The sequence below is a fragment of the Herbaspirillum sp. C7C8 genome, assembly GCF_022627875.1.
Lineage (GTDB): Bacteria > Pseudomonadota > Gammaproteobacteria > Burkholderiales > Burkholderiaceae_D > Herbaspirillum.
The window spans coordinates 170261-192736 of the sequence record NZ_JABXGG010000005.1 but is presented as its reverse complement, the minus strand read 5'-3'; the positions used below and the strand labels follow the sequence as shown (position 1 = coordinate 192736).

The window sequence follows — 22476 nt, the reverse complement described above, 5'->3', positions numbered from 1 at the left end:
AAGCTCATGACCCCCAACAATTTCTCCACCGTGCGCGACCTGCTGCGCTACGCCGTGACCCGCTTCAACACCGAACAACTGTTCTTCGGCCACGGCAGCAGCAATGCGCTCGATGAAGCGGCCTACCTGATCCTGCATACGCTCAAACTGCCGCTGGACCAGCTCGATCCCTTCCTCGATGCGCGCCTCTTGCCCGAAGAAATCGCCTCGCTCATGCGCGTGATCGAACGCCGCAGCAAGGACCGCGTGCCGGCCGCCTACATCACCAATGAAGCCTGGCTGGGCGCTTACCGCTTCTACGTCGATGAGCGCGTGATCGTGCCGCGTTCCTTCATCGCCGAACTGATTCCGCAGCATTTCTCGCCCTGGATCCAGGACCCGGAAGCCATCGAAAACGCGCTGGACCTGTGCACCGGTTCCGGCTGCCTGCCTGTTCTCCTGGCCGATGCCTTCCCGAATGCGCAGATCGATGCGGTCGACATCTCCGCCGATGCGCTGGCCGTGGCGCGCAAGAACGTGGATGACTACCAGCTGCAAGACCGCATCAAGCTGGTCGAATCCGACCTGTACACGCAACTGCCGCTGCGCAAGTACGATCTGATCATCAGCAATCCGCCCTATGTGAATTCCGGTTCCATGGCCAAGCTGCCCCAGGAATACCTGCGCGAGCCGCAACTGGCGCTGGCCGGGGGCGAGGATGGCATGGACCTGGTGCGCAAGATCGTCGCCGGTGCCGCCGAGCGCCTCACGCCCGAGGGCGTACTGGTGGTCGAGATCGGCAACGAACGCGCCTTCGCCGAAGCGGCCTTCCCGGAACTGGAGCTGACCTGGCTGACCACCAGCGCCGGGGACGACATGGTGTTCCTGGTGACGGCCGAACAACTGCAACTGGCCTGAGCCTGAGCGCCCCTTTGAGTCTGAATCACCGATGATCCGTTTCCAGCAAGTTTCCCTCCAGCGTGGCGTCAAGCCGCTGCTGGAGAATGTCGACCTGACGCTCAACCCGGGCGACAAGATCGGCCTGATCGGCGCCAACGGCGCCGGCAAGTCCAGCCTGTTCGCCATGCTGCGTGGCGAGCTGCACGCCGACTTAGGCAATATCGACTACCCGGCGCGCTGGCGCATGGCCTACGTGGCGCAGGAAACCCCGGCGCTGGACCGTCCGGCCATCGAGTACGCCATCGATGGCGATGCCCATCTGCGCCAGCTGGAAGCCGAACTGGCGCGTGCCGAAGCCCAGCCGGACGACAAGCACGACGGCAATCACATCGCCGAACTGCATACCGCCCTGGCCGATGCGGATGCCTATACCGTGCGCTCCCGCGCCGAGCAATTGCTGCTGGGCCTGGGATTTTCGCTGGAACAGATGGCGCGGCCGGTGGCCAGCTTCTCCGGTGGCTGGCGCATGCGCCTGAACCTGGCGCAGGCGCTGATGTGCCCGTCCGACCTGCTGCTGCTGGACGAACCGACCAACCACCTGGACCTGGATGCCATCATCTGGCTGGAAGACTGGTTGAAGCGCTACGAGGGCACCCTGCTCATCATTTCCCACGACCGCGATTTCCTGGATGGCGTGGTGAACGTGATCGTTCATATCGACGATCGCAAACTGAAGCGATATTCCGGCAACTACAGCAGCTTCGAGCGCCAGCGCTCGGCCCAGCTGGAACTGATGGCGGGGATGATCGAGAAGCAGCAGCGCCAGCGCGCGCACCTGCAATCCTTCATCGACCGCTTCAAGGCCAAGGCGACCAAGGCGCGTCAGGCGCAGAGCCGCATGAAGGCTTTGTCCAAGATGGAAGAACTGGCTCCGCTGCGGGCGGCAGCTGAATTCTCGTTTGAATTCCGCGAGCCCTTGTCCGCGCCCAATCCGCTGCTGGTGATGGAAAAGGTCAACGCCGGCTATCACATCGAGGGCAAGAACGGTGCGCCGGATGAAGACAAGATCATCGTGCATGGCATCGATTTCTCGCTGCAGAATGGCCAGCGTATTGGCCTGCTGGGTGTCAACGGTGCAGGTAAATCGACGCTCATCAAGACCGTGGCCGGCGAGATCGATCCGCTGTCCGGCACGGCGCGGCTGGGCAAGGGCCTGGTGATCGGTTACTTCGCCCAGCACCAGGTGGAGATGCTGCGCCATGACGAATCGCCGCTGTGGCATCTGACTCGCCTCGCGCCCGATGTGCGCGAGCAGGAGTTGCGCAATTTCCTGGGCAGCTTCAACTTCAACGGCACCATGGCCACGTCGTCCATCGCGCCCTTCTCGGGTGGCGAAAAGGCGCGCCTGGCGCTGGCCCTGATCGTCTGGCAGCGCCCCAACCTGCTGCTGCTCGATGAACCGACCAACCACCTCGACCTGGAAACCCGCGAAGCGCTGACCATGGCGCTGGCGCAGTTCGAGGGCACCCTCGTGCTGGTCTCCCACGATCGCCACCTATTGCGCGCCACGACCGACCAGTTCCTGATCGTGGCCGAAGGCAAGCTGCAAGCTTTCGATGGCGACCTCGACGACTACAAGGACTGGCTCTTCAAGACCAAGCTGGCCGCCCGCAATGACGCCGCAGCCGCCGCGCCGCTGCCGGCAGCCAGCCAGTCGGTAGAAGCCGCGCCCGCGTCTCTGGTGGACCGCAAGGAACAGAAGCGCCTGGAAGCCGAGCAGCGCCAGAAGATGTCGGCCCTGAAAAAGCCCATCGAGGCCCGCATCAAGCGCCTCGACGAGCAGATCGCCAAGCTCAACGTCCGCAAGGCCGAGATCGATGCGCGTTTGGCCAGCCCCGACATCTATGATGCCGCCAACAAGGAAGAACTGAAGACCCTCATCACCGATCAGGCCTATTGCAGCAAGGAACTGGACCAGCTGGAAAACGAATGGCTGGAACAGCAGGAAGCGCTGGAGCAATTGCAGGCTTGAGCCGGCGGAACCGCGGCTGGCATAAGCTTTCTACATCAATGTCTTAAGCCAGCCCTTGCAGTTGGGCAAAACGAGGGCATCATTGCGCCCTGGCCGCAGTTTTTGTGGCGAAAGTTTTTATAAGGACATCGACATATGAACAAGAACATCAAGCAATGGCTGCTGGCCGGCGTCGGCGCGGCGCTGCTGGCTTCCTCCATGAGCGTCTCGGCAGCGGACCTGCTGCAATCGGTCAAGAGCAGCGGCACGCTGAAGGTGGCGCTGGAAGGCAACTATCCGCCGTTCAACTTCAAGGATGCCAAGACGGGCGAGCTGACCGGTTTCGAAGTTGACGTGGCCAAGCTGCTGGCGGCCAAGCTGGGCGTCAAGCCAGTGTTCACCACCACCGAGTGGAGCGGCATCCTGGCCGGTCTGGGTGCGGGCAAGTATGACGTCATCATCAACCAGGTCGGCATCACCGATGAGCGTCAGAAGGCCTTCGATTTCTCCGATCCCTACACCCTCTCCAGCGCCCAGCTGATCGTGCGCAAGGATGAGAAGCGCGAATTCAAGAGCCTGGACGATCTGAAGGGCAAGAAGCTCGGCCTGGGCCAGGGCACCAACTTCGAGCAGAAGGCCAAGGCCGTGCCGGGCATCGACGTGCGCACCTATCCGGGCTCGCCCGAGTATCTGGCTGACCTGGCGGCTGGCCGCATCGACGCTGCGCTCAACGACAGCTTGCTGGTGGGCTACATCCTGAAGTCGACCAACCTGCCCTTGAAGGCCGGCAGCCCCATCGGCACCGTCGACAAGATCGGCATTCCCTTCCGCAAGGGCAATCCGGAATTCAAGGCTGCGCTGAACAAGGCCCTGGCTGACATCAAGGCCGATGGCAGCTTCAAGGCCGCCTCCGAGAAGTGGTTCGGCATTGACGTGAGCCAGCCGCCGAAAGCACAATAAGGCGCACCTGATCCTGGGCTCCCCGCCGCCCGGCTTGGTCCGGGCGGAACGACTTATCCCCGCATTGCGGGGATAATTTTTTTATTCGAATGCTTATGGAAATCCTCGAACTGCTGCAGCAAGCCGCCCCTACCCTGATCAAGGGCGTGGGCTATACCCTGCTCTTCGCACTGGCCTCGATGGTCGGCGGACTGGTGCTGGGTTTCGTGCTGGCGGTGGCGCGCATCCTGCCCTGGCGTCCGATTCACTGGCCAGCGGCGATCTACGTCAGCATGATGCGCGGCACACCGCTGCTGGTGCAGATCTTCGTGGTCTATTACGGCTTGCCCGGCATCGGTATCGAATTCTCGCCGCTGACGGCGGGCGTGCTCACGCTCAGTCTCAATGCCGGGGCCTACCTGTCGGAAAGCCTGCGCGGTGCCATCCTGGGGGTAACGCGTGGCCAGTGGAATGCTTCCTACAGCGTCGGGCTGACCTATTTCCAGACCTTGCGCTACATCATCGTGCCGCAGGCGGTGCGCATCGCCGTGCCCTCGATGAGCAATACCCTGATCAGCCTCATCAAGGATACCTCGCTGGTCTCGGTCATCACCGTGACGGAATTGATGCTGGCGACCAAGGAAGTCATTGCGGTGACCTTCCGTCCGCTCCCGCTTTACCTGGCCGCTGCCGGCATCTACTGGCTCCTGAGCCTGTGTTTCGAAGCCGTCCAGCACCGATTGGAAAAGCGGCTGGGCAAGGCACATGAGAACTGATGCCTGCCAGCCACAAGGAAAAAGCCCGGATGCGATGCACCCGGGCTTTTTATTGGGAGAAAGGGGAATCTTTCCCGGTGGCCGAACTCAACGCTTGACGCGGTAGATATCCTGGCCGACTTCATTGATCTGGCGACGCAGCTCACGCCGCTCATCGGCACTGAGTCTGCCGCCACGGCGCTGCTCCTGATCACTGGCGATCTGGCTGCGATGATCCTGCGGGGCAAAATCACCACCGCGTTGCCTGAAGTCACCCGGCTGACCCGGCATCGGCCGGCCGCCCTGGGGTGGGCCAGCCAGCGCGGCCGCTCCCACACCGAGCGCCAGCATCGCTGCCAGACATAGCTTGTTGATGACTGCAATCTTCATAATGCGATTTTTCCGGAGACAGAGAATCAGGAAGAGAAAGCGCTGACCACCGTGCTTTCCCGACGTGATTCCAGTTTAGGGCGCAGGCCGCGATGGTATAAGATGATTAAGGTAAGGTATGTAACAGTTTGTAATGGATCAACAGCCCCGACTTGCTCAAAATCGCCAAGACGCTACCATAGGCACCATGAATACAACCAACGGCAACAATACTAATACGACAACATCCGCCAATCAATTCAAAGTGTTGGTGGTGGATGACGACATCCGTCTGCGCGACCTGCTGCGCCGCTACCTGACCGAGCAAGGTTTCAATGTGGTCACGGCCGAAAACGCCCAGGCCATGAACAAGCTGTGGATCCGCGAGCGCTACGATCTGCTGGTGCTGGACCTGATGCTTCCCGGTGAGGACGGCCTGGCCATCTGCCGCCGCCTGCGCGGTGCCGGTGACCAGACGCCCATCATCATGCTCACTGCCAAGGGTGAGGACGTGGACCGCATCATCGGCCTGGAAATGGGCGCCGACGATTACCTGCCCAAGCCATTCAATCCGCGCGAACTGGTCGCCCGCATCAACGCGGTGCTGCGCCGTAAGGGCCCCGATGAGCTGCCGGGTGCACCGTCCGAAACCCCGGAAACCTTCGAATTCGGCGATTTCATCCTGGACCTGGGCACCCGCACTCTGAAAAAGAGCGGCGAAACCATTTCCTTGACCACCGGTGAATTCTCGGTACTGAAGGTCTTTGCACGCAATGCGCGCCAGCCGCTGTCGCGCGAAAAGCTGATGGAAATGGCCCGTGGCCGCGAATATGAAGTATTCGACCGCAGTCTCGACGTGCAGATTTCGCGCCTGCGCAAGCTGATCGAACCGGACCCGGCCAATCCGCTCTACATCCAGACCGTGTGGGGCCTGGGTTATGTCTTCATCCCGGAAGGGAAACCGCGCTGATCGCCCGTTTCACCCCTCACCCGCAGGCCGCTTGCCGATGAAAACCCGCCCTCAAACCGGATGGTTCAGCAACGGCCTGTTCTGGCGTACCTTCTTCCTCCTGACCTTCCTGATCACCGCCAGCATGGTGGCCTGGGTAGCCAGCTTTCGCATGGTCGAACGCGGCCCGCGAGCCGAGCAGCTGGCCGCACAGATCGTCTCGGTGGTCACCATCACGCGCGCTGCGCTGACGCACTCGGCGCCCGAGATGCGGCGCGAACTGCTGTTCGATCTGGCCAGCAATGAAGGCATCCGCATCTATCCGCTGGAAAAGAGCGACCGCATCGTACCGCCCGAGGACTCCCCCATCGTGCCTGAGCTGGAGTACTACGTGCGCCAGTCGCTGGACGAGAACACCATCTTCGCCTCCAGCGTCAACGAGGTGGAAGGTTTCTGGATCAGTTTCAACATCGACGATGACCAGTACTGGCTCATGCTCGACCGCGGCCGCCTGGACCGCACCTCGGGTCTGCAATGGCTGGGATGGGGTTCGATTGCGCTGTTCCTGTCACTGATCGGGGCAGTCTTCATCTCCACCCTCATCAACCAGCCGCTGGCCCGGCTGACGGCAGCGGCCCGCGCCATCGCCAAGGGACGCCAGCCGGAACCGCTGCCCGAATCCGGCCCGACCGAGATCGAGGAAGCCAATCGCAGCTTCAACCAGATGGTGGCCGACCTCAATCGCATCGAATCAGACCGCGCCCTGATTCTGGCCGGCATCTCGCACGACCTGCGCACGCCGCTGGCGCGCATGCAGCTGGAAGTGGAGATGGCCAACCTGTCGGACGAATCGCGCGACGGCATGCACTCGGACCTGGCGCAGATGGACAGCATCATCGGCCAGTTCCTCGACTACGCCAAGCCCTTCGATACCAACAGCCTGGAAAGCATCAACCTGGCCGACGTGCTCGACGATGTGGCCGCCAAGTCGGCGCGCCTGTCCGACGTCAAGCTCACTACCGAGATCACGCCCGCCACCGAGGTTGCGGGCAATGCGACCGAACTGGCGCGGGTGTTCAGCAACCTGGTGGAAAATGCGCGCCGCTACGGCAAGACGCCCGGTACCGACTGCGCCGAGATTCATCTGCGCAGCCGCATCGAAGGGCATCATGTCCTGGTGGAAGTGTTCGACCATGGCCCGGGGGTGCCCGAGAACGAGTGTGAACGTCTGCTGCGCCCCTTCACCCGCCTCGACAGCGCGCGCGGTCAGGCCAATGGCTCCGGCCTGGGGCTGGCCATCGTCAACCGCATCGTGCTCAAGCACAATGGCAAGCTGGTCCTGAAGGGCCATGAAGAAAGCCACGGCGGCCTGCTGGTGCAGATTTCGCTGCCCTTGAAGGGGCATCGGCGTCATGCCTGAGCGGGCATTCATCCGGCGCCTGCTGCCCTGGCTTCTGGCGGCTGCCCTGCCCGCCCTGGCGTGGGCGCAGACCTATGCAGACCGCAACCTGAGCATTCCCGCCGCCGGCAGCGACGGCAGCAAGCGCCCCATCGTGATCCTCTCGCCGGTAACGCCAAGCGGTCCCTCGCCGCTCAATATCACGCCGGCCCATGGCGGACCGTCCGGTGCCTATGCCTCTGACGTACCCGGTCCGGATATCCGCGCCCGCAACGCCGACTACATCACGCAATTCACGGTGGTGGGACAGGTACCGCCGGGCGCAACCATTCGCAAGGTCAGCTGGCGCTATACCCTGGCCAGCAAGCCCCCCGGCTTCGAGGCCAGGCTGTGCTGGAAGGATGCGGGCGTGTGCTGGGACGTGAGTCAGACCAGTGCCGGCAGTACCGATTTCTTCAACGGGCGCGATGCCCGCCAGCCGTTCCAGCTGCATTACAGCCTGCGCGGCACGGCACGCACGGGCGAGCCCCCCATCAAGGGCGAGATCAACCAGGTCATCGTCACCTTCGACACGCCCGGCTGAAGGGCTCCACTGCCGACGGGGATTCAGGCAGCGTAATCGTCGATCTCGCGCGCTTTCTGCAAGGCATCATCGATGCGCTCCACGGCAATGACTCGCAGCCCCTCGATGGGCTGCTTGGGCGCATTGGCCTTGGGGATCACCGCGATGGAGAAACCGAGCTTGGCTGCCTCCCGCAAGCGTTCCTGACCACGCGGTGCCGGACGGATCTCGCCGGCCAGCCCCACTTCCCCGAACACCACCAGTCCACGTGGCAAGGGTTTGTTGCGCATGGAGGAATTGATCGCCAGCAGCACCGCCAGGTCGGCGGCGGGCTCGGTAATCTTCACCCCGCCTACCGCATTGATGAACACATCCTGATCGAAAGCCGCCACGCCCGCATGCCGGTGCAGCACGGCCAGCAGCATGGCCAGGCGGTTCTGCTCCAGACCGACCGAGAGACGGCGCGCATTGGGTACGTGCGAACTGTCCACCAGCGCCTGGATTTCCACCAGCAGGGGCCGCGTCCCCTCCTGGGTCACCATGACGCAGGAGCCGGGCACCTGGTTTTCGTGCTGCGAGAGGAACAGGGCCGAGGGATTGGATACCCCCTTCAAGCCCTTCTCGGTCATGGCAAACACGCCCAGCTCGTTGACGGCGCCGAAACGGTTCTTGAAAGCGCGCACCAGGCGGAAGCTGGAATGGGTATCGCCCTCGAAGTAAAGCACCGTATCGACGATGTGCTCCAGTACGCGCGGGCCGGCCAGCGCGCCTTCCTTGGTCACGTGGCCGACCATGATGATGGTGATGCCGGAAGTCTTGGCCACCCGCGTCAGTTGCGCCGCGCATTCGCGCACCTGCGCCACCGAACCGGGCGCCGAGCTCAGGGCATCGGAATAAATGGTCTGGATGGAGTCGATCACGGCCACTTCGGGCTTGTGCTCGGCCAGGGTGGCGAGGATCTTTTCCAGCTGGATCTCGGCCTGCAATTGCAGCGCGCGCGCATCCACCGCCAGACGCTTGGCGCGCAGGGCGATCTGCGAACCGGATTCTTCACCGCTCACGTAGAGCACCTTCTTGAGCCTGGAAATATTGGCCAGCGCCTGCAACAACAACGTCGACTTGCCGATGCCGGGGTCGCCACCGATGAGCGCCACCCCACCCGGCACCAGGCCACCGCCCAGCACCCGGTCGAATTCCTCGATGCCGGTGCCAAAGCGCGGCACATCGATTGCTTCGATATCGGCCAGGCTCAACACCGGTGCGGTCTGCGCCAGGCTTTGCGGAGTGGACGAGTAGCGATTGCCGCCGCTCTCCACCAGCGTCTCGACCAGGGTATTCCACTGGCCGCAGGCCGGACACTGGCCGGCCCATTTGTTGCTGACCCCGCCGCATTCGGTACAGGTGTAATTGGTCTTGACCTTCGCCATCGTCGCCTTGCCGCTCTCTGCTCTATGCTGGTATGCCTGCTGAAACGTCCCGGAAATCTGCCAGGAAGTTCATCTTCTTCAGATCAGGCCACTTCACGCACCGCCACCCGTGGGGCCAGCGCGCACATCAATTCATATCCGATCGTACCCGCCGCAGAAGCGACCTCATCGATGGGCAACTGCTGGCCCCACAACTGGACGCGGCTGCCCACAGCAGCGCCGGGGATCGCGGTCAGGTCCACGCACAACATATCCATCGAGACCCGGCCGACGGTGCCGGTTCTGGCGCCATCGACCAGTACCGGCGTGCCGGTCGGTGCGTGGCGCGGATAGCCGTCGGCATAGCCGCAGGCCACCACGCCCACGCGCATGGGCTTGTCGGCCACGAAACGGCTGCCATAGCCGATGGCTTCGCCCGGTCCGATCTCTTGTACGCCGATGATCTGGCTTTCCAATGTCATGGCCGCCCGCAGGCCGAAATCAGCCGCAGTGCCGCCGCCGGGCGTCCCACCATAGAGCATGATGCCCGGACGTACCCAGTCATGGGCCAGTTGGCCGTGCATGAGGTCGGCGGCTGAATTGCACAGGCTCTTCGGGCCGGTCAGCCCTTGCGTGCCGGCCTCGAAACGGCGCACCTGCTCGGCCAGCGGCAGGGCCGGGTTGCCGGCATCATCGGCGTTGGCGAAGTGGGTCATCATGGTGATGCTGCGCACGCTGGCGATCTTGCTCACCCGCGCATGGGCGGCGTGGAAGTCCTCGGGCTTGAAACCCAGGCGGTTCATGCCGCTGTTCATCTTCAGATGCACATGGAAGGCGGCATCAGTGACGAATTGTTCCAGCAGCGCAATCTGCTCGTCGCAATGCACGGCGAACTGGATATCGTGACGGGCCAGCACCGGCAGGTCATCGGCATCGAAGAAACCTTCCAGCAGCAGGATCGGCTTGGTCCAGCCCAACTCCCGCAGGCGCACCGCATAGTCCGGCTCGACCAGCGCCAGGCCGTCGGCGTCGGCCAGGCCGCGCATGGCGCGCTCCAGTCCGTGACCGTAGCCGTTGGCCTTGAGCACGCCCCAGAGGCGGGCATTGGGTGCATGGGCGCGGGCCACCGAGAGGTTGTGTTGAAGAGCAGAAATGCTGATGGAAGCGACGATGGGTCTTGGCATGATATCCAGTAGCGGTAACGGAGCGGATGGCTGACAGACAGAGATCGGCGGGAACCGGCAATGTGCACGGCCAATGAGAAGGTCGCCACGGACCTGCCTGTCGCGGTTCGCCCGGCAGTTTTTGCCCTGCGGGGAACAAGCGGGCATTTTACCGGACGAACATCTTTCTGGTTGGACTTATGACGGAGCGTGCATGGTTTCATGGTATAAAGCTACCCGGACATCATTTGTTATACATCTTGGACAGGGATGAATCGCGGTTTCTATACCATCATGGCGGCGCAGTTCTTTTCGTCGCTCGCCGATAACGCGCTGCTGATCGCCGCCATCGCCCTACTTGCCGAAATGCACTCGCCAGCGTGGATGACCCCGCTGCTGAAGCTGTTCTTCGTGCTTTCCTATGTGCTGCTGGCGGCCTTCGTGGGCGCCTTCGCCGACGCCTTTCCCAAGGGCAAGGTCATGTTGATCACCAACATGATCAAGATCGGCGGCTGTTCCCTCATGTTCTTCACCGTGCACCCGCTGCTGGCCTATGCGGTGGTCGGCTTCGGCGCGGCGGCCTATTCGCCGGCCAAGTACGGGATCCTCACCGAACTGCTGCTGCCGGAAAAACTGGTCGCCGCCAACGGCTGGATCGAGGGGCTGACGGTGGGTTCCATCATCATGGGCACGGTCCTGGGCGGGGCGCTGGTCAATCCCAAGGTGTCGGCCGTGATCCTCAGCTTCGATTTCCCGATGATCGACCTGCCCATCAACACCCCTACCGAAGCGGCCCTGTGCATCATCTCCTGCATCTACGTCATCGCCGCGCTGTTCAACTTCTACATCCCTGATACCGGTGCCCGCTACGAGCACCAGGAACGCAATCCCATCCGTCTCATCGTCGATTTCGCCGGCTGCTTCACCACCCTGTGGAAGGACAAGCTGGGCCAGATCTCGCTGGCCGTGACCACGCTCTTCTGGGGCGCCGGGGCGACGCTGCAGTTCATCGTCCTGAAGTGGGCCGAGAAGTCACTGCACATGCCGCTGGACAAGGCCGCCATCCTGCAGGGCATCGTCGCCCTGGGCGTGGCGCTGGGCGCGGTGGCCGCAGCGCGCTTCGTGCCGCTGAAGAAATCGCTGACCGTCATGCCGCTGGGCATCATCATGGGCATCGTGGTGATGCTGATGACCACCACCACCTCGGTGTGGGTGGCCTATCCGCTGCTGGTGATCGTGGGCGCCCTGTCGGGGTACTTCGTGGTACCGATGAATGCCCTGCTGCAACACCGTGGTCACGTGCTCATGAGCGCCGGCCACTCGATTGCCGTGCAGAACTTCAACGAAAACCTCTCGGTGCTGACCATGCTGGTGCTGTATGCCTTCATGGTGCGCATGAACCTGGATGTCAATACCGTCATCATCATCTTCGGTTCCTTCGTGGCCGGCATCATGTATCTGATCATGCGCCGCCATGCCGCCAACCAGCGCGAGCACGACTCGCTGGCGCTGATCGGCGAGGACAAGCATCCCCACCACTGATTCCCCGCTGCATTGAAAGGTCCGGACCGCCGGTTCAGACCTGGACGATGGCGTGCTGCACGGTCGTGGCGGCGCGCGCTTCCCACTGTGGCGGCACCACGAAACCCCGCATCACTTCCAGCAGTTCCGGCTCTGTGCCCTCCTGCGGACGACACTGCGCCACCATCATCGGGCTGTCGTCAGCGCAGAACATCTCCTCCAGCCTGTCCATCAATTGCCCCAGCGACAGCCCCTGCGCGGCAGGCAGACGGGCTGGCGCCAGCCAGGACAGGCGCGGCAACAAGGCGTAGCGCATCGGCTGCTCGTCGATGGCCGGCAGGCAGGCCGCATCGCACCAGAATCCCCGGCAATGATCGTCGGCAATGCCCATGGAAACTGGCAACGCCAGCGCTGCGCCCAGCGGATAGAACAACCATCCCTTGACCAGGGCGCGCGCTGCCACCACCGGCGCAGGCAAGACAGCCTGGGCAGAGGGATGCGCGGACAGCCGCAACTGCTGCTGCAGGATCTTGCGCATCTTGCGCCCGAGCGAATCGGCCAGATTGGGACCGACGAAGGCCTCCGCCCCGGCCGAACCGGAAAGCTGCCGCGCCTGCAGCAAGTAGAACTTGGTGGCGAACTCCCAGTGGACGAGTCCGCCATCGGTCTCGGCCTCGGGGGAGCGGATCAGGAAATCGAACTCGCCCAGGGTTTCCCGCGCGCCCTCCTGATTGCGCACCTGCAGATTGGCCGCGACCAGACAGTCCTGATGACGCAGATAGAAGCCGAGCAGCTTTTCGGCGTAGCGGCCCAGGCGGCCCGAGGGCTGCTGCGCCATGTGCGCGTGCAGCGCCGCGTTGCCAGCGGGATCGAATTGCAACTCGTGCAGCCAGTCAGCCACCTCGGACGAAAGCTGGCCCAGCGTGGCAATGCGGCCCTCCCAGCAGGCCGCATGCGGTGCCAGCAGATCGGGGGCATACAGCAGCCAGGCCAGCGCGCGTACGTGGGGATCGCGCAACTCCGGCCAACGCTGGTGAAAGCGCGCCTGGTGCGTGGTCAGGTCCATGCCCGGCATCGCCTCAGCGCGACTGCGCCTGGTAGGTACTCATGGCCAGGCACAGGTCGGCCCAGGCCTTGCTTTTATCGGTGAGCGTGCGCAACAGATAGGCCGGGTGGTAGGTCACCACCAGCGGACGGTCCTGGTAGCGATGCACCGTGCCACGCAGGCGCGAGACCGGCGTCGCCGGATCCATGCCGAGCAGCGAAATGGCCGCCGTCTTGCCAAGCGCCACCAGCACCGTGGGCTGGATCAGCTCGATCTGGCGCTGCAGATAAGGCAGGCAAGCGGCCACTTCCTGGGGGGAAGGCGGACGGTCGCGCCCGTTGTCGTCGGTGGGACGGCATTTGACGATATTGGCGATGTAGGCATTCTCGCCGCGCTTGACGCCCATGGACAGCAGCATGTTGTCCAGCAGCTTGCCGGCGGGGCCGACGAAGGGTTCGCCCTGCTGGTCCTCATTGCGGCCCGGACCTTCGCCGATGAAGAGCCACCGGGCCTTTTCATCGCCTACGCCAAAGACCGTATTCTTGCGCCCCTGACACAGGCCGCAACGGCGGCACCCGGCGACCTGCTGCTTCAACTGCGGCCAGTCCATGGTCTTGAGGCGGGCGATCAGGGGATCGACGGACGGCGCGTCTTGCTCCTCGTCGCCGTCCGGAATGAGCACGGGCTCCAGTGCGGTGCCGAAGTCCATATCGTCCAGCCAGGAGGGTGGGCCGCCCTCTTGCTCTACCGGCGCATGCGCAGGAGCAGGCGCGACGGGCAAAGGTGGAGATGGTCGCGCATGCGTCACGACGGCTGCCTTGGCTTCTGCTGCGACCGGCTGCGGTGCGCTGACGTTGGGCGATTCGACCGGAGCGGCAGGGGTCGGGGCAAGGGTTTCTTGCGTGGCGGCTGCGCCCTGCACTTCTTCCACCGCCAGTTCACGCCGCACCCAGACCGGGCCGATACCCAGCGCATCCAGCAGGGCCAGGGAGGAGCCGAAACCGGGCTCTTGTTTCAATTCTTCACTCATAAGGGCAGGCTCATGACGATAGCCCCTTCTCGGGTCTGGTTGGCAGCGGGATAGTAGTTCTTGCGTCGGCCGATTTCAGTAAAGCCGTACTGGCGATAGACCTTGGCGGCATGCTGGTTGGACTCGCGCACTTCCAGCAGCATGGTGCGCATGTGGCGCTGGCGTGCCGTGGCGCTGGCCTGGTCCAGCAGCAGGCGGCCCAGGCCCTGATGCTGATGCAGGGCCGCCACGCTGATGTTGAGCAGGTGGGCCTCATCGACGGCCAGCATGACCAGAAAATAACCCAGCAATTCGCCGTGTACGTCTCGCAAGGTCTGCGCCTGGTAGCCACTGTAGAGCGAATCCTGAAAGTTGCCACGCGTCCAGGGGTGCGAATAGACGGCCTCTTCGATACGCACCACCGCATCCAGGTCGCTGGCGCCCATGGCCGCAAATTGCAGGCGTCCATAGCGCGGATGCGATACGGACCGGGGCAACGCCGGGTCCTCCGGCATCATGCCGCCCCCTTGGCGGCATCGCGCACCTCGCGTTCGGTCGTGGTCAGGGCGACCTTGTTGCGCAGGTAGAGCGGCTGCGCCTGCTGCGCCGGCAAGGCGACGCCCGCGCTGAAATGGACCTGGCCCAGGGTCGCCACCTGGCGCGCATGCGGCATGGCCAGCGGATGCACGCTGGCAAAGGCGGCCTCGCAGAAACCGGTACTGAAATGCGTGGCATGCACCGACAAGCCGTTGCCGCAGGCATGGGGCCGACCCTCCACCGGCACCTGGGCGGCCGATGACAAGGCCGGCGCGGCCAGGACATCCCAGCCGCCATCGGCGCGGGCCCGGTAGCGGGCCCAATAGACCTCCCCCATGCGGGCATCGAGGATGGCCAGCACATCGGCGGCCTCCGGTGTTTCATCGCGGCAGGCCTGGGCCGCCGCTTCCAGGGTGAGCACCGGCACCACCGGACGGTCGCAACCAAAGGACAAGCCCTGCACCACACCGCACGCGGTGCGCACGCCGGTGAAGGAGCCCGGGCCGACGCCAAAGGCCAGCGCATCGCATTGCGACAGCGCCAGGCCGGCATCGGCCAGCAATTGCTGGATCATGGGGAGAATGGCATCGGAATGGGTCTGGGCGCCGGAGGATTGACGCGCAATCAGTTCGCCCCGGTAGAGCAAGGCCGCCGAGGCCAGCTCGGTGGAGGTTTCAATGGCAAGAATCGTGGACATCCCGCTATTTTACCGTGCGGCGCGCAATTGTTCGGTTCGTTCGCATCCATCGTGAGCCTTTGTGCGGCAGCGCAAAACCCTGCGCCGCGAAGGGGGTAAAATAGGCGCGCCATGTCCTACCAGAAATTAGACCAAACCAACCGCCGCCACCTCGCCGAGGCGCTTCGCAACGACACCTGGGTCGTGGCTTGCCTGTGTGCGAACTGGTGTGGCAGCTGCCGTGAATATGAAGCTGCTTTCCAGGCCTGGGCGGCGCGCTATCCGCAACATCATTTCGTCTGGATCGATATCGAGGACCAGGCCGACCTGGTCGGTGATCTCGACATCGACAACTTCCCCACCCTGCTCATCGAACGAGGCGCCACGGTGGCCTTCTTCGGCCCCATGGAGCCAGATACCCGGCTGGCCGAGCGTATCCTGCTGGCCCAGGTCGACAAGAGCGACGCCGATCTGCAGCGCGAAGCCGCCAGCTCCGCCGAACGACGCAGCTGGCAGCAAGACTGCAGCCTGCTGGGCAAGCTGGCCGATGTGATCGGCTAAGCACTTGTGTTGCCCGGAACGCTCGGCATCGGGGCGTCAGGTCAGCCAGGGATCGGTTTCGGGATGCGGGAAACGGGCGCTGATGAAATCGGCAAAACTGCGCACCTTGGCCGAGAGCAGCCGGCGGCTCGGATACACCATCGAAATGACCACCTGCCCCATGTCGAAGTCCGGCAGCACCTGCACCAGCTTGCCGCAACGCAGATCATCACCCAGCGAGTAGGAGGGGCGCATCACGATGCCCATGCCCGCCAGCGCCAGGTCGCGCAGCAACACGCCGCTGTTGGAGACCACCTTGCTGACGATGGGCACATCCATCACCCCGGCCTCGGTATTGACATGCCAGTGATGGCGCAAATATTCATGCGAGAAGTTCAGGCAGCTGTGACGCGACAGATCTTCGGGCTGTTCGGGCGCACCGGCGCGGGCCAGGTAAGCAGGTGAAGCACAAAGGATCACCTTGGCCACACCCAGTTGTCGCACGATCATGCTGGCGTCGAACTTTTGCAAGCTGCTGAAGAATCCGATGTCGATGCCCTCCTCCACCAGGTCGATGGAGCGGTCCGACAGATAGATGTCCAGCCCCACATCGGGATAGCTGCCGCTGTAGGCAGCCAGCATCTCGCCCAATTGCGATTGCCCGAAACCGGCATTGGAGTAGATCGCCAAGGTGCCGGCCGGGCGCTTGGTTTCCATCGATACCAGGGCCTCGGCATCATCGACCTCGGACAGGATCATGCGGACCCGCTCCAGATACGCTTGTCCGGCCTCGGTCAGGGACAGCCGGCGCGTGGAGCGGTTGAGCAGGCGCGTACCCAGGTGCGCCTCAAGATCAGCAATGAAGCGGGTCGCCACGGCATTGGAGATGTCCAGCAACTCGGCCGCCCGCACGAAACTACCCTGCTCGACCACCTTCGCAAACACCCGCATTGATTGCAACCGATCCATTTTTCAAGTCCCCGATTGTTCCACAAAGAGAAATAGTCAATTCCGATTAAACCTATTTTTCTTCGTCTTCGCAATATTTACACTTCAGTCATCGGTTGGCGCAACGCAGCAAAGCAACAAGCCCGGCGCCAGCCGACTTCACCAGATCGCCCACGAGTGGGCTTTCCCACAAGGAGAGCATGGCTCGTTCCCACGACTCGTCGGCCTTTGGAGAAGAACAACCACCACTTATCCAGACAGAGGACATTATCATGAACATCAAGAACATCGTCGTTGCCGCCTCCCTGCTCGCCGCCGCCGGCGCCGCCATGGCTGAAGCCCCGTATCCGCCGGAAACCCCGTTCCACTCGACCCGGACCCGCGCCGACGTCAAGGCCGAGCTGCAACGTGCCCAAGCCAATCACGAGATTGCCCTGCGCAATGAATACCCTGTCATCCGCCAGGCTCCCTCGCAACTGAGCCGCCAGGATGTCGCAAGCCAGGTGCAACAGGCCAGCAGCGCAGCCCAAAATCTGTACAACGGCGCCTGATCGAAGCGATCCGCATCCGCTATCCGGATGAACCGATTCCGTCAGGGCAGTGTTCCGCACCGGCGCATCCCCCGCGTTGTACCTGAATGAACGCGAACGAGTGCCAGCCGCCTGCGTCCGAACCGCCGTGCCAGGATGACGTGACAGCCCAGCAAAGCATCACCAGCAGTACCGCAGTCTCCGTACCGCAGCACCATCTGCCATGCCGCCAGCCTTGAACGGGCGCATGACAGCTGGTGCACCAGACCTCCTCCTTCATCCTGCCCCTCCCGCTTTTCTTCACCTGACACGCCCTTGACGCACCTGACGTGCATTGCTGCCGTATGCGCAAGCGCAATCATGCGCGCCGCAGTGTGTCGATGCACTTTTCTTGCTGCAACGCGTCATGCAAAAATCCCTGCAAAACCGTGTGCAATCGCGCTTTTCCTTGAGATTTTGGCGCACCGCATGTAAAGTCAAGGGTTTGTTCCTTCCGGCCTAGCTCAGGGTTTTCTTGTCAAAGTCGGGCCACCTTTTTTTATCCCCCTATGGCTTTATACGTTCACAAATACGGCGGCACCTCGATGGGCTCGATCGAGCGCATCCAGAATGTCGCAAAGCGCGTTGCCAAATGGCACGACGCCGGCCATCAGATCGTTGTCGTGCCTTCGGCGATGTCTGGTGAAACCAACCGCCTCCTGGGCATGGCCAAGGAAATCATGGCCCAGCCCGACGGCCGCGAGCTGGACATGCTGGCCTCGACCGGCGAACAGGTCTCGGTGGCGCTCCTGGCCATTGCCCTGCAGGCGCTGGGCAAGCAGGCTGTCTCCTATGCCGGCTGGCAAGTGCCCATCAAGACGGACTCGGCCTTCACCAAGGCGCGTATCCGCTCCATTGATGACGCCAAGGTGCGCAAGGATCTGAATGCCGGCAAGGTCGTCATCATCACTGGCTTCCAGGGGGTGGACGCCGACGGCAACATCACCACCCTGGGCCGTGGCGGCTCGGACACCTCGGCCGTTGCCGTGGCCGCAGCCATGAAGGCTGCCGAATGCCTGATCTACACCGACGTGGATGGTGTCTACACCACCGACCCGCGCGTGGTGAGCGACGCCCGTCGTCTGAAGACCGTGACCTTCGAGGAGATGCTGGAAATGGCCTCCCTGGGTTCCAAGGTCCTGCAGATCCGCTCCGTGGAATTTGCCGGCAACTACAAGATGCCGACCCGGGTGCTGTCGTCGCTGACCGACCCGCTCACGCCGCTGGCCGAAGAAGCCGCCTCCGGCACCCTGATTTCGTTTGAGGAAGACAAGAACATGGAACAAGCAACCATCACCGGCATCGCCTTCAGCCGCGACGAAGCCAAGATCACCGTGCTGGGCGTGCCCGACCGTCCGGGCATCGCCTACCAGATCCTGGGCCCGGTGGCCGATGCCAACATCGAAGTGGACATGATCATCCAGAACCAGTCGGTGGAAGGCAAGACCGACTTCACCTTCACGGTCCCGCGCGCCGAATACGCCAAGGCCGTGGAAGTGTTGAACAGCAGCGTCAAGGCGCACATCGGTGCGGCAGCCATCAATGGCGACACCAAGGTCTCCAAGGTCTCGGTGGTGGGCGTGGGCATGCGCAGCCATGTGGGTATCGCTTCGCAGATGTTCCGCACCCTGTCCGAAGAAGGCGTGAACATCCAGATGATCTCCACCTCGGAAATCAAGATCTCGGTACTGATCGACGAGAAGTACATGGAGCTGGCCGTGCGCGCTCTGCACAAGGCTTTCGACCTGGACAGCGCCAAGTAAATCAAGCGCCGTTCAAGGCGAAGACCGTAGCGGTGAAAAAACGGTGATTATTTGCAAGACCACTGTTGACCGGATGCAAATGAGAAGATATTATCTCGGTCTTCGCTGAGGCAACGCAGCAATGCGATAACTGCCTTCAGTGTGGAGACGTGGCCGAGTGGTCGAAGGCACTTCCCTGCTAAGGAAGCATACGGGCTTAAACCTGTATCGAGGGTTCGAATCCCTCCGTCTCCGCCAAGCATTACTAAGCCCCTGTTTTTACAGGGGCTTTTTTATTTGGTTTTCGGATGTGGAGTCGTCCGCAGGCCCCCTCCCTTTTTCAGTAAAAGGCCCATGCGAATCCCCAGCGGAATCCATCAATCTCGCCACGGTGTCTATTATTTTCGCCATCGCTTGATCTGGAAGCCAAACCAAGGACTCGGCATTCCTGCAGAAAGCTTGATCAAGCCGCCCAAAGCAATTGCCGCATAGCCAGTCATCGGAAACTACAGAAATGGGTTCTAGTTATCTTGAAGATTGATGGCGACGCTCGACCTGATCCCGGCCCCATACTCAGGCCCGGAAGGCCACATCCCTACTGGATCACACCACACGCCAGTCGCGCACCCCCACCACCCAACGCCGCCGGATGATCCGCGTGATTATCCCCGCCCACATGCACCATCAGCGCATGCCCACGGACCTGATCCAGGGTCTTCAGGCGCGGTGCCAGCACCGGATAGTTGGCCTTGCCGTCAGCCGTAACGTAAAGCGCCGGCAAATCGCCCAGATGCCCCTGGCCGTACGGACCTTCATGCTGACCGGTCTGCTGCGGATCCCAGTGACCACCCGCAGCCAGTGCCGCCTCCATCTTTCCATCCTTTTCCTGCGGCGCGCAGGAAGCGTTCTGATGCAGATGGAAGCCGTGCACACCGGCAGGCAAGCCCGACAACGCCGGCTGGAATACCAATCCATAAGGCGTCTGGCTGATGGTCACCTCCCCCGCCGGGGAGACCACCCCCTGGCCATTGACCAGGTTCAGCGCCACCTTGACAGACTCACCGGCAGCCATGGCGGCCGAAGCCGCAGATGCGCCGGCCAACAGGGCCAGCAATGCTATACGTTGTTTCATGGTCATTCTCCTTCGTTGGTTGAAAGGTGAAGAATAAGCACTGACACGGCAGCACACGGAAAACCGGCGAAATCCGCGATGAAATCTGGACAACATTCTCCCCTCAGACCGAAAAAGTTCTAGAGAATGCCCGAAGGTATCAAGTTTCCGGCAACACGCTCCCGGACCAGGCCCAGGCAGAGGACAAAACGTCAGTTGAGGAAGACAGCAGGAAGCCGACCAGCGAGAAGGCGCTGCCCGCTCACTGGCATCATTGGTCAGGAAGACCGGTGGCAGGCGGGATCGTATCCGGTGCGACGTTGAGCTTGCGCCCCTCCAGCAGCATGGCATGGAAGTCCGCAGCAGGAATCGGGCGCGAGAACAGGAAGCCCTGCAATTCATTGCAACCGGCCTCGCGCAGGAAGTTGAACTGTTTTTCAGTCTCCACGCCTTCAGCAATGACCTTGTGGCGCAATTGCTTGGCGATGCCGATGATGGCGCTGGCAATGGCGCAGTCATTGGTATCGTCCGGAATGCCCATGGTGAAGGAACGGTCAATCTTGAGCGTATTGATGGGGAAACGCTTCAGATAGGACAGGCTGGAATAGCCGGTGCCGAAATCATCCAGCGAAATCGTGATACCCAGGCTGCAGATCTTTTCCATGATGGAAATGACGCGATCGGTGCTGTGCATCAGCATGCTTTCGGTGATTTCCAGCTCCAGCCAGTCGCCGCTGAGCGAATGGCGGTTCAGGGCGGCACGCACGCGATCCGGCAGCGAGCGGGTGAATTCACGCGCCGTCACGTTCAGGGCGATGCGGATCGGCGCCAGGCCGGCATCCCGCCATGAACGCGCCTGTCGGCACACGGCATCCAGTACCCAGTCACTGAGCTGGACGATCAGACCCGTTTCTTCAGCAATCGGGATGAATTCGCCCGGCAGCAGCAGTCCGCGCTCCGGATGCTGCCAGCGCACCAGGGCTTCGCCACCGGTGATGGCCAGGGTGTTCATATCCACCTTGGGCTGGTAATACAGCAGCAGTTCGTTGTATTCGAAGGCATGCAGCAGGCCGGTTTCGATGCGCAACAGGTCCAGCGTGTTGCGGTTCATCTCTTCGCTGTAGTAGACGTAGCCGCCTTCATTGTTATCGCCGCCCTGCTTGGCACGATACATGGCGATGTCGGCCAGTCGCAACAGGGTTTCGGTATCGGTGGCGTCTTCCGGATACATGCTCACGCCAATGCTGGCGCCCACGCGCAGCTCATGGCCGTCGATGAAGAAGGGATCATCAAATACGGCCAGCAGTTTCTGGGCGACGAAGCCGGGGTGATAGTCCTTGTCGATGTCGAACAGCGCCACCGCGAATTCATCAGCCCCCAGGCGCGCCACCACGTCCTGCTCGCGCAAGGCACGACGCAGGCGAATGGCCACTTCCACCAGCAGCATGTCGCCGGCGACGTGACCCAAGGTGTCGTTGATGGGCTTGAAACGGTTCAGGTCGATGAACATCACGCAGCCGTGCATGTCTTCATGACGCGCTTCCGTGAGCGCCTGGTCGACCGTGCGCGTGAGCAAGGTGCGGTTGGGCAGTCCGGTCAGCGCGTCGTAATAGGCCAGGTGATGGATCAGCTTTTCGGCATTCTTGCGTTCGGTGATGTCGTTGAGATAACCGATCAGACCGATCGGATGGCCATTCTGGTCGCGCATGACCGACAGAGACAGACTGGCCCAGAACACCTCGCCGGACTTCTTGCGGCGACGCACTTCCATTTCGCGGCCGCCCTGCTCCAGGAACAGGTCGTGCAGGCAATCCTCTTGCTCTTCGTTCTCATAGAGGAACAGCACATTGCGACCGATGGCCTCCAGCGCACTGTAACCGAAGAGCTGCTCGGCGCCCCGGTTCCAGCTGGTGATGAAACCGGCCGGGTCCATGGTGATGACGGACTCGTGCATCTGATTGAGGATCTGCGCCTGCTGCTCCAGCTTGGCCTCGATCTGGTCCAGCGAGCGGGCGCGCTTGTCGGTCTCGGCGCGACGCTGCATCAGTCGGCCCAGGAAGGCCGCCAGCATGGTCAGGCGGGTGCGCTCCAGCTCGGTGTAAGGACGGGTCAGGGCCGGGAAGACGAAGTAACCGAACTGGGCGCCCTCATGCTCCACCGCCTGGCACAGCCCGTTGGGCGCTTCCATTGGCGGGCTGAGGACATAGCGTCCACCGGGACGCTTGAGAAAACCCGACGCAATCCCTCCGAGTGCGGCATGCAGGGCCATGCCCTGCAGGCTCTGCATGGCGTCCAGCAGTGCCGAACAGCATGCCAGATCGTCAGTGCCCACGGAGGAAATCATCG

General features: G+C 62.5%; 21 protein-coding genes and 1 tRNA gene. 12 read left to right on the top strand and 10 right to left on the bottom strand.

The window, feature by feature from the left end:
• Positions 1-6: 6 nt before the first annotated feature.
• From prmB to HWE01_RS08795, 4 genes are all read left to right on the top strand, one after another.
• Positions 7-897 carry a 50S ribosomal protein L3 N(5)-glutamine methyltransferase gene (gene prmB, locus HWE01_RS08810; RefSeq protein ID WP_175342496.1) on the top strand — a complete coding sequence of 297 codons (891 nt, stop codon included), beginning with the start codon at positions 7-9 and terminating at the stop codon, positions 895-897.
• A 31-nt stretch (positions 898-928) separates the two neighbouring features.
• A complete protein-coding gene (locus HWE01_RS08805) occupies positions 929-2911 on the top strand; it encodes an ATP-binding cassette domain-containing protein (protein WP_241821557.1) in 1983 nt (660 codons plus the stop codon).
• Positions 2912-3046: 135 nt separating this feature from the next.
• Positions 3047-3850, top strand: coding sequence for a cystine ABC transporter substrate-binding protein (locus tag HWE01_RS08800; protein WP_241821556.1), 804 nt, complete (start codon positions 3047-3049; stop codon positions 3848-3850).
• 95 nt (positions 3851-3945) lie between these two features.
• On the top strand, positions 3946-4605 hold the full coding sequence (locus tag HWE01_RS08795; RefSeq protein WP_008328360.1) for an amino acid ABC transporter permease: 660 nt from the start codon (positions 3946-3948) through the stop codon (positions 4603-4605).
• A gap of 87 nt (positions 4606-4692) precedes the next feature.
• Here the strand turns inward: HWE01_RS08795 and HWE01_RS08790 are convergent, their stop codons facing one another.
• On the bottom strand, positions 4693-4974 hold the full coding sequence (locus HWE01_RS08790; RefSeq protein ID WP_008328358.1) for a hypothetical protein: 282 nt from the start codon (positions 4972-4974) through the stop codon (positions 4693-4695).
• Positions 4975-5161: 187 nt separating this feature from the next.
• Between HWE01_RS08790 and ompR the strand changes: the two genes are divergently transcribed.
• From ompR to HWE01_RS08775, 3 genes are read left to right on the top strand one after another with little or no spacing between them, the layout of a single operon-like run.
• On the top strand, positions 5162-5923 hold the full coding sequence (gene ompR, locus HWE01_RS08785) for an osmolarity response regulator transcription factor OmpR (protein ID WP_008328356.1): 762 nt from the start codon (positions 5162-5164) through the stop codon (positions 5921-5923).
• A gap of 37 nt (positions 5924-5960) precedes the next feature.
• Positions 5961-7322, top strand: coding sequence for a sensor histidine kinase family protein (locus HWE01_RS08780; protein ID WP_008328353.1), 1362 nt, complete (start codon positions 5961-5963; stop codon positions 7320-7322).
• On the top strand, positions 7315-7884 hold the full coding sequence (locus HWE01_RS08775) for a flagellar protein FlhE (protein ID WP_008328351.1): 570 nt from the start codon (positions 7315-7317) through the stop codon (positions 7882-7884). The genes HWE01_RS08780 and HWE01_RS08775 overlap by 8 nt, the downstream gene beginning before the upstream one ends.
• Before the next feature lie 23 nt (positions 7885-7907).
• Here the strand turns inward: HWE01_RS08775 and radA are convergent, their stop codons facing one another.
• Together radA and alr are read right to left on the bottom strand one after the other, a co-directional pair.
• Entirely contained in the window at positions 7908-9290 is a 1383-nt protein-coding gene (gene radA / locus HWE01_RS08770) for a DNA repair protein RadA (protein WP_175342492.1), read from the bottom strand.
• 83 nt (positions 9291-9373) lie between these two features.
• Positions 9374-10453, bottom strand: coding sequence for an alanine racemase (gene alr / locus HWE01_RS08765; RefSeq protein WP_008328349.1), 1080 nt, complete (start codon positions 10451-10453; stop codon positions 9374-9376).
• 249 nt (positions 10454-10702) lie between these two features.
• Between alr and lplT the strand changes: the two genes are divergently transcribed.
• Positions 10703-11974 carry a lysophospholipid transporter LplT gene (lplT, locus tag HWE01_RS08760; RefSeq protein WP_241821555.1) on the top strand — a complete coding sequence of 424 codons (1272 nt, stop codon included), beginning with the start codon at positions 10703-10705 and terminating at the stop codon, positions 11972-11974.
• A 34-nt stretch (positions 11975-12008) separates the two neighbouring features.
• On the opposite strand, the gene HWE01_RS08755 is transcribed toward lplT, so the two are convergent.
• The 4 genes from HWE01_RS08755 to tsaB are packed head-to-tail and all read right to left on the bottom strand — an operon-like array spanning position 12009 to position 15241.
• Positions 12009-13019, bottom strand: coding sequence for a DUF1853 family protein (locus HWE01_RS08755; RefSeq protein ID WP_241821554.1), 1011 nt, complete (start codon positions 13017-13019; stop codon positions 12009-12011).
• A gap of 13 nt (positions 13020-13032) precedes the next feature.
• The gene (locus HWE01_RS08750) at positions 13033-14028 is read right to left on the bottom strand and encodes a uracil-DNA glycosylase (RefSeq protein ID WP_241821553.1); all 996 of its coding nucleotides are present in this window, start codon (positions 14026-14028) and stop codon (positions 13033-13035) included.
• Positions 14025-14525: a ribosomal protein S18-alanine N-acetyltransferase gene (gene rimI / locus HWE01_RS08745; RefSeq protein ID WP_299539719.1), complete on the bottom strand. Its 501-nt coding sequence runs from the start codon at positions 14523-14525 to the stop codon at positions 14025-14027. Before rimI ends, HWE01_RS08750 begins: the two co-directional genes overlap by 4 nt.
• Positions 14522-15241 carry a tRNA (adenosine(37)-N6)-threonylcarbamoyltransferase complex dimerization subunit type 1 TsaB gene (gene tsaB / locus HWE01_RS08740; protein ID WP_241821552.1) on the bottom strand — a complete coding sequence of 240 codons (720 nt, stop codon included), beginning with the start codon at positions 15239-15241 and terminating at the stop codon, positions 14522-14524. The genes rimI and tsaB overlap by 4 nt, the downstream gene beginning before the upstream one ends.
• Positions 15242-15352: 111 nt before the next feature.
• Here tsaB and HWE01_RS08735 point away from each other — a divergent pair, with 111 nt between their 5' ends.
• On the top strand, positions 15353-15781 hold the full coding sequence (locus HWE01_RS08735) for a thioredoxin family protein (protein ID WP_008328321.1): 429 nt from the start codon (positions 15353-15355) through the stop codon (positions 15779-15781).
• Between the two features lie 36 nt (positions 15782-15817).
• Here HWE01_RS08735 and HWE01_RS08730 read toward each other — a convergent pair whose 3' ends face one another.
• Positions 15818-16729, bottom strand: a complete 912-nt coding sequence (locus tag HWE01_RS08730) for a LysR family transcriptional regulator (protein WP_034350261.1) — start codon at positions 16727-16729, stop codon at positions 15818-15820.
• Between the two features lie 251 nt (positions 16730-16980).
• Between HWE01_RS08730 and HWE01_RS08725 the strand changes: the two genes are divergently transcribed.
• From HWE01_RS08725 to HWE01_RS08715, 3 genes are all read left to right on the top strand, one after another.
• Positions 16981-17259 (top strand): DUF4148 domain-containing protein, encoded by a 279-nt coding sequence (locus HWE01_RS08725; protein WP_008328319.1) that lies wholly within the window; start codon positions 16981-16983, stop codon positions 17257-17259.
• A 527-nt stretch (positions 17260-17786) separates the two neighbouring features.
• The gene (locus HWE01_RS08720; protein ID WP_034350259.1) at positions 17787-19040 is read left to right on the top strand and encodes an aspartate kinase; all 1254 of its coding nucleotides are present in this window, start codon (positions 17787-17789) and stop codon (positions 19038-19040) included.
• A gap of 143 nt (positions 19041-19183) precedes the next feature.
• A tRNA-Ser gene (locus HWE01_RS08715) sits at positions 19184-19277 on the top strand.
• 337 nt (positions 19278-19614) lie between these two features.
• Here HWE01_RS08715 and sodC read toward each other — a convergent pair.
• The gene (gene sodC, locus HWE01_RS08710) at positions 19615-20151 is read right to left on the bottom strand and encodes a superoxide dismutase family protein (RefSeq protein WP_008328317.1); all 537 of its coding nucleotides are present in this window, start codon (positions 20149-20151) and stop codon (positions 19615-19617) included.
• Between the two features lie 250 nt (positions 20152-20401).
• Positions 20402-22474, bottom strand: coding sequence for a putative bifunctional diguanylate cyclase/phosphodiesterase (locus HWE01_RS08705; RefSeq protein ID WP_034350580.1), 2073 nt, complete (start codon positions 22472-22474; stop codon positions 20402-20404).
• Between the last annotated feature and the right edge of the window lie 2 nt (positions 22475-22476).

Excerpts from the sequence above, each read along its gene's own strand:
- HWE01_RS08795 (WP_008328360.1), top strand. The coding sequence starts at position 3,946 with ATGGAAATCCTCGAACTGCTGCAGCAAGCCGCCCCTACCCTGATCAAG.
- HWE01_RS08800 (WP_241821556.1), top strand. The coding sequence starts at position 3,047 with ATGAACAAGAACATCAAGCAATGGCTGCTGGCCGGCGTCGGCGCGGCG.
- sodC (WP_008328317.1), bottom strand. The coding sequence starts at position 20,151 with ATGAAACAACGTATAGCATTGCTGGCCCTGTTGGCCGGCGCATCTGCG.
- alr (WP_008328349.1), bottom strand. The coding sequence starts at position 10,453 with ATGCCAAGACCCATCGTCGCTTCCATCAGCATTTCTGCTCTTCAACAC.
- HWE01_RS08720 (WP_034350259.1), top strand. The coding sequence starts at position 17,787 with ATGGCTTTATACGTTCACAAATACGGCGGCACCTCGATGGGCTCGATC.
- prmB (WP_175342496.1), top strand. The coding sequence starts at position 7 with ATGACCCCCAACAATTTCTCCACCGTGCGCGACCTGCTGCGCTACGCC.
- HWE01_RS08780 (WP_008328353.1), top strand. The coding sequence starts at position 5,961 with ATGAAAACCCGCCCTCAAACCGGATGGTTCAGCAACGGCCTGTTCTGG.
- tsaB (WP_241821552.1), bottom strand. The coding sequence starts at position 15,241 with ATGTCCACGATTCTTGCCATTGAAACCTCCACCGAGCTGGCCTCGGCG.
- HWE01_RS08790 (WP_008328358.1), bottom strand. The coding sequence starts at position 4,974 with ATGAAGATTGCAGTCATCAACAAGCTATGTCTGGCAGCGATGCTGGCG.
- rimI (WP_299539719.1), bottom strand. The coding sequence starts at position 14,525 with ATGATGCCGGAGGACCCGGCGTTGCCCCGGTCCGTATCGCATCCGCGC.
- ompR (WP_008328356.1), top strand. The coding sequence starts at position 5,162 with ATGAATACAACCAACGGCAACAATACTAATACGACAACATCCGCCAAT.
- HWE01_RS08755 (WP_241821554.1), bottom strand. The coding sequence starts at position 13,019 with ATGGACCTGACCACGCACCAGGCGCGCTTTCACCAGCGTTGGCCGGAG.
- lplT (WP_241821555.1), top strand. The coding sequence starts at position 10,703 with ATGAATCGCGGTTTCTATACCATCATGGCGGCGCAGTTCTTTTCGTCG.
- HWE01_RS08750 (WP_241821553.1), bottom strand. The coding sequence starts at position 14,028 with ATGAGTGAAGAATTGAAACAAGAGCCCGGTTTCGGCTCCTCCCTGGCC.
- HWE01_RS08735 (WP_008328321.1), top strand. The coding sequence starts at position 15,353 with ATGTCCTACCAGAAATTAGACCAAACCAACCGCCGCCACCTCGCCGAG.
- HWE01_RS08725 (WP_008328319.1), top strand. The coding sequence starts at position 16,981 with ATGAACATCAAGAACATCGTCGTTGCCGCCTCCCTGCTCGCCGCCGCC.
- HWE01_RS08775 (WP_008328351.1), top strand. The coding sequence starts at position 7,315 with ATGCCTGAGCGGGCATTCATCCGGCGCCTGCTGCCCTGGCTTCTGGCG.
- HWE01_RS08805 (WP_241821557.1), top strand. The coding sequence starts at position 929 with ATGATCCGTTTCCAGCAAGTTTCCCTCCAGCGTGGCGTCAAGCCGCTG.
- HWE01_RS08730 (WP_034350261.1), bottom strand. The coding sequence starts at position 16,729 with ATGGATCGGTTGCAATCAATGCGGGTGTTTGCGAAGGTGGTCGAGCAG.
- HWE01_RS08705 (WP_034350580.1), bottom strand. The coding sequence starts at position 22,474 with ATGATTTCCTCCGTGGGCACTGACGATCTGGCATGCTGTTCGGCACTG.
- radA (WP_175342492.1), bottom strand. The coding sequence starts at position 9,290 with ATGGCGAAGGTCAAGACCAATTACACCTGTACCGAATGCGGCGGGGTC.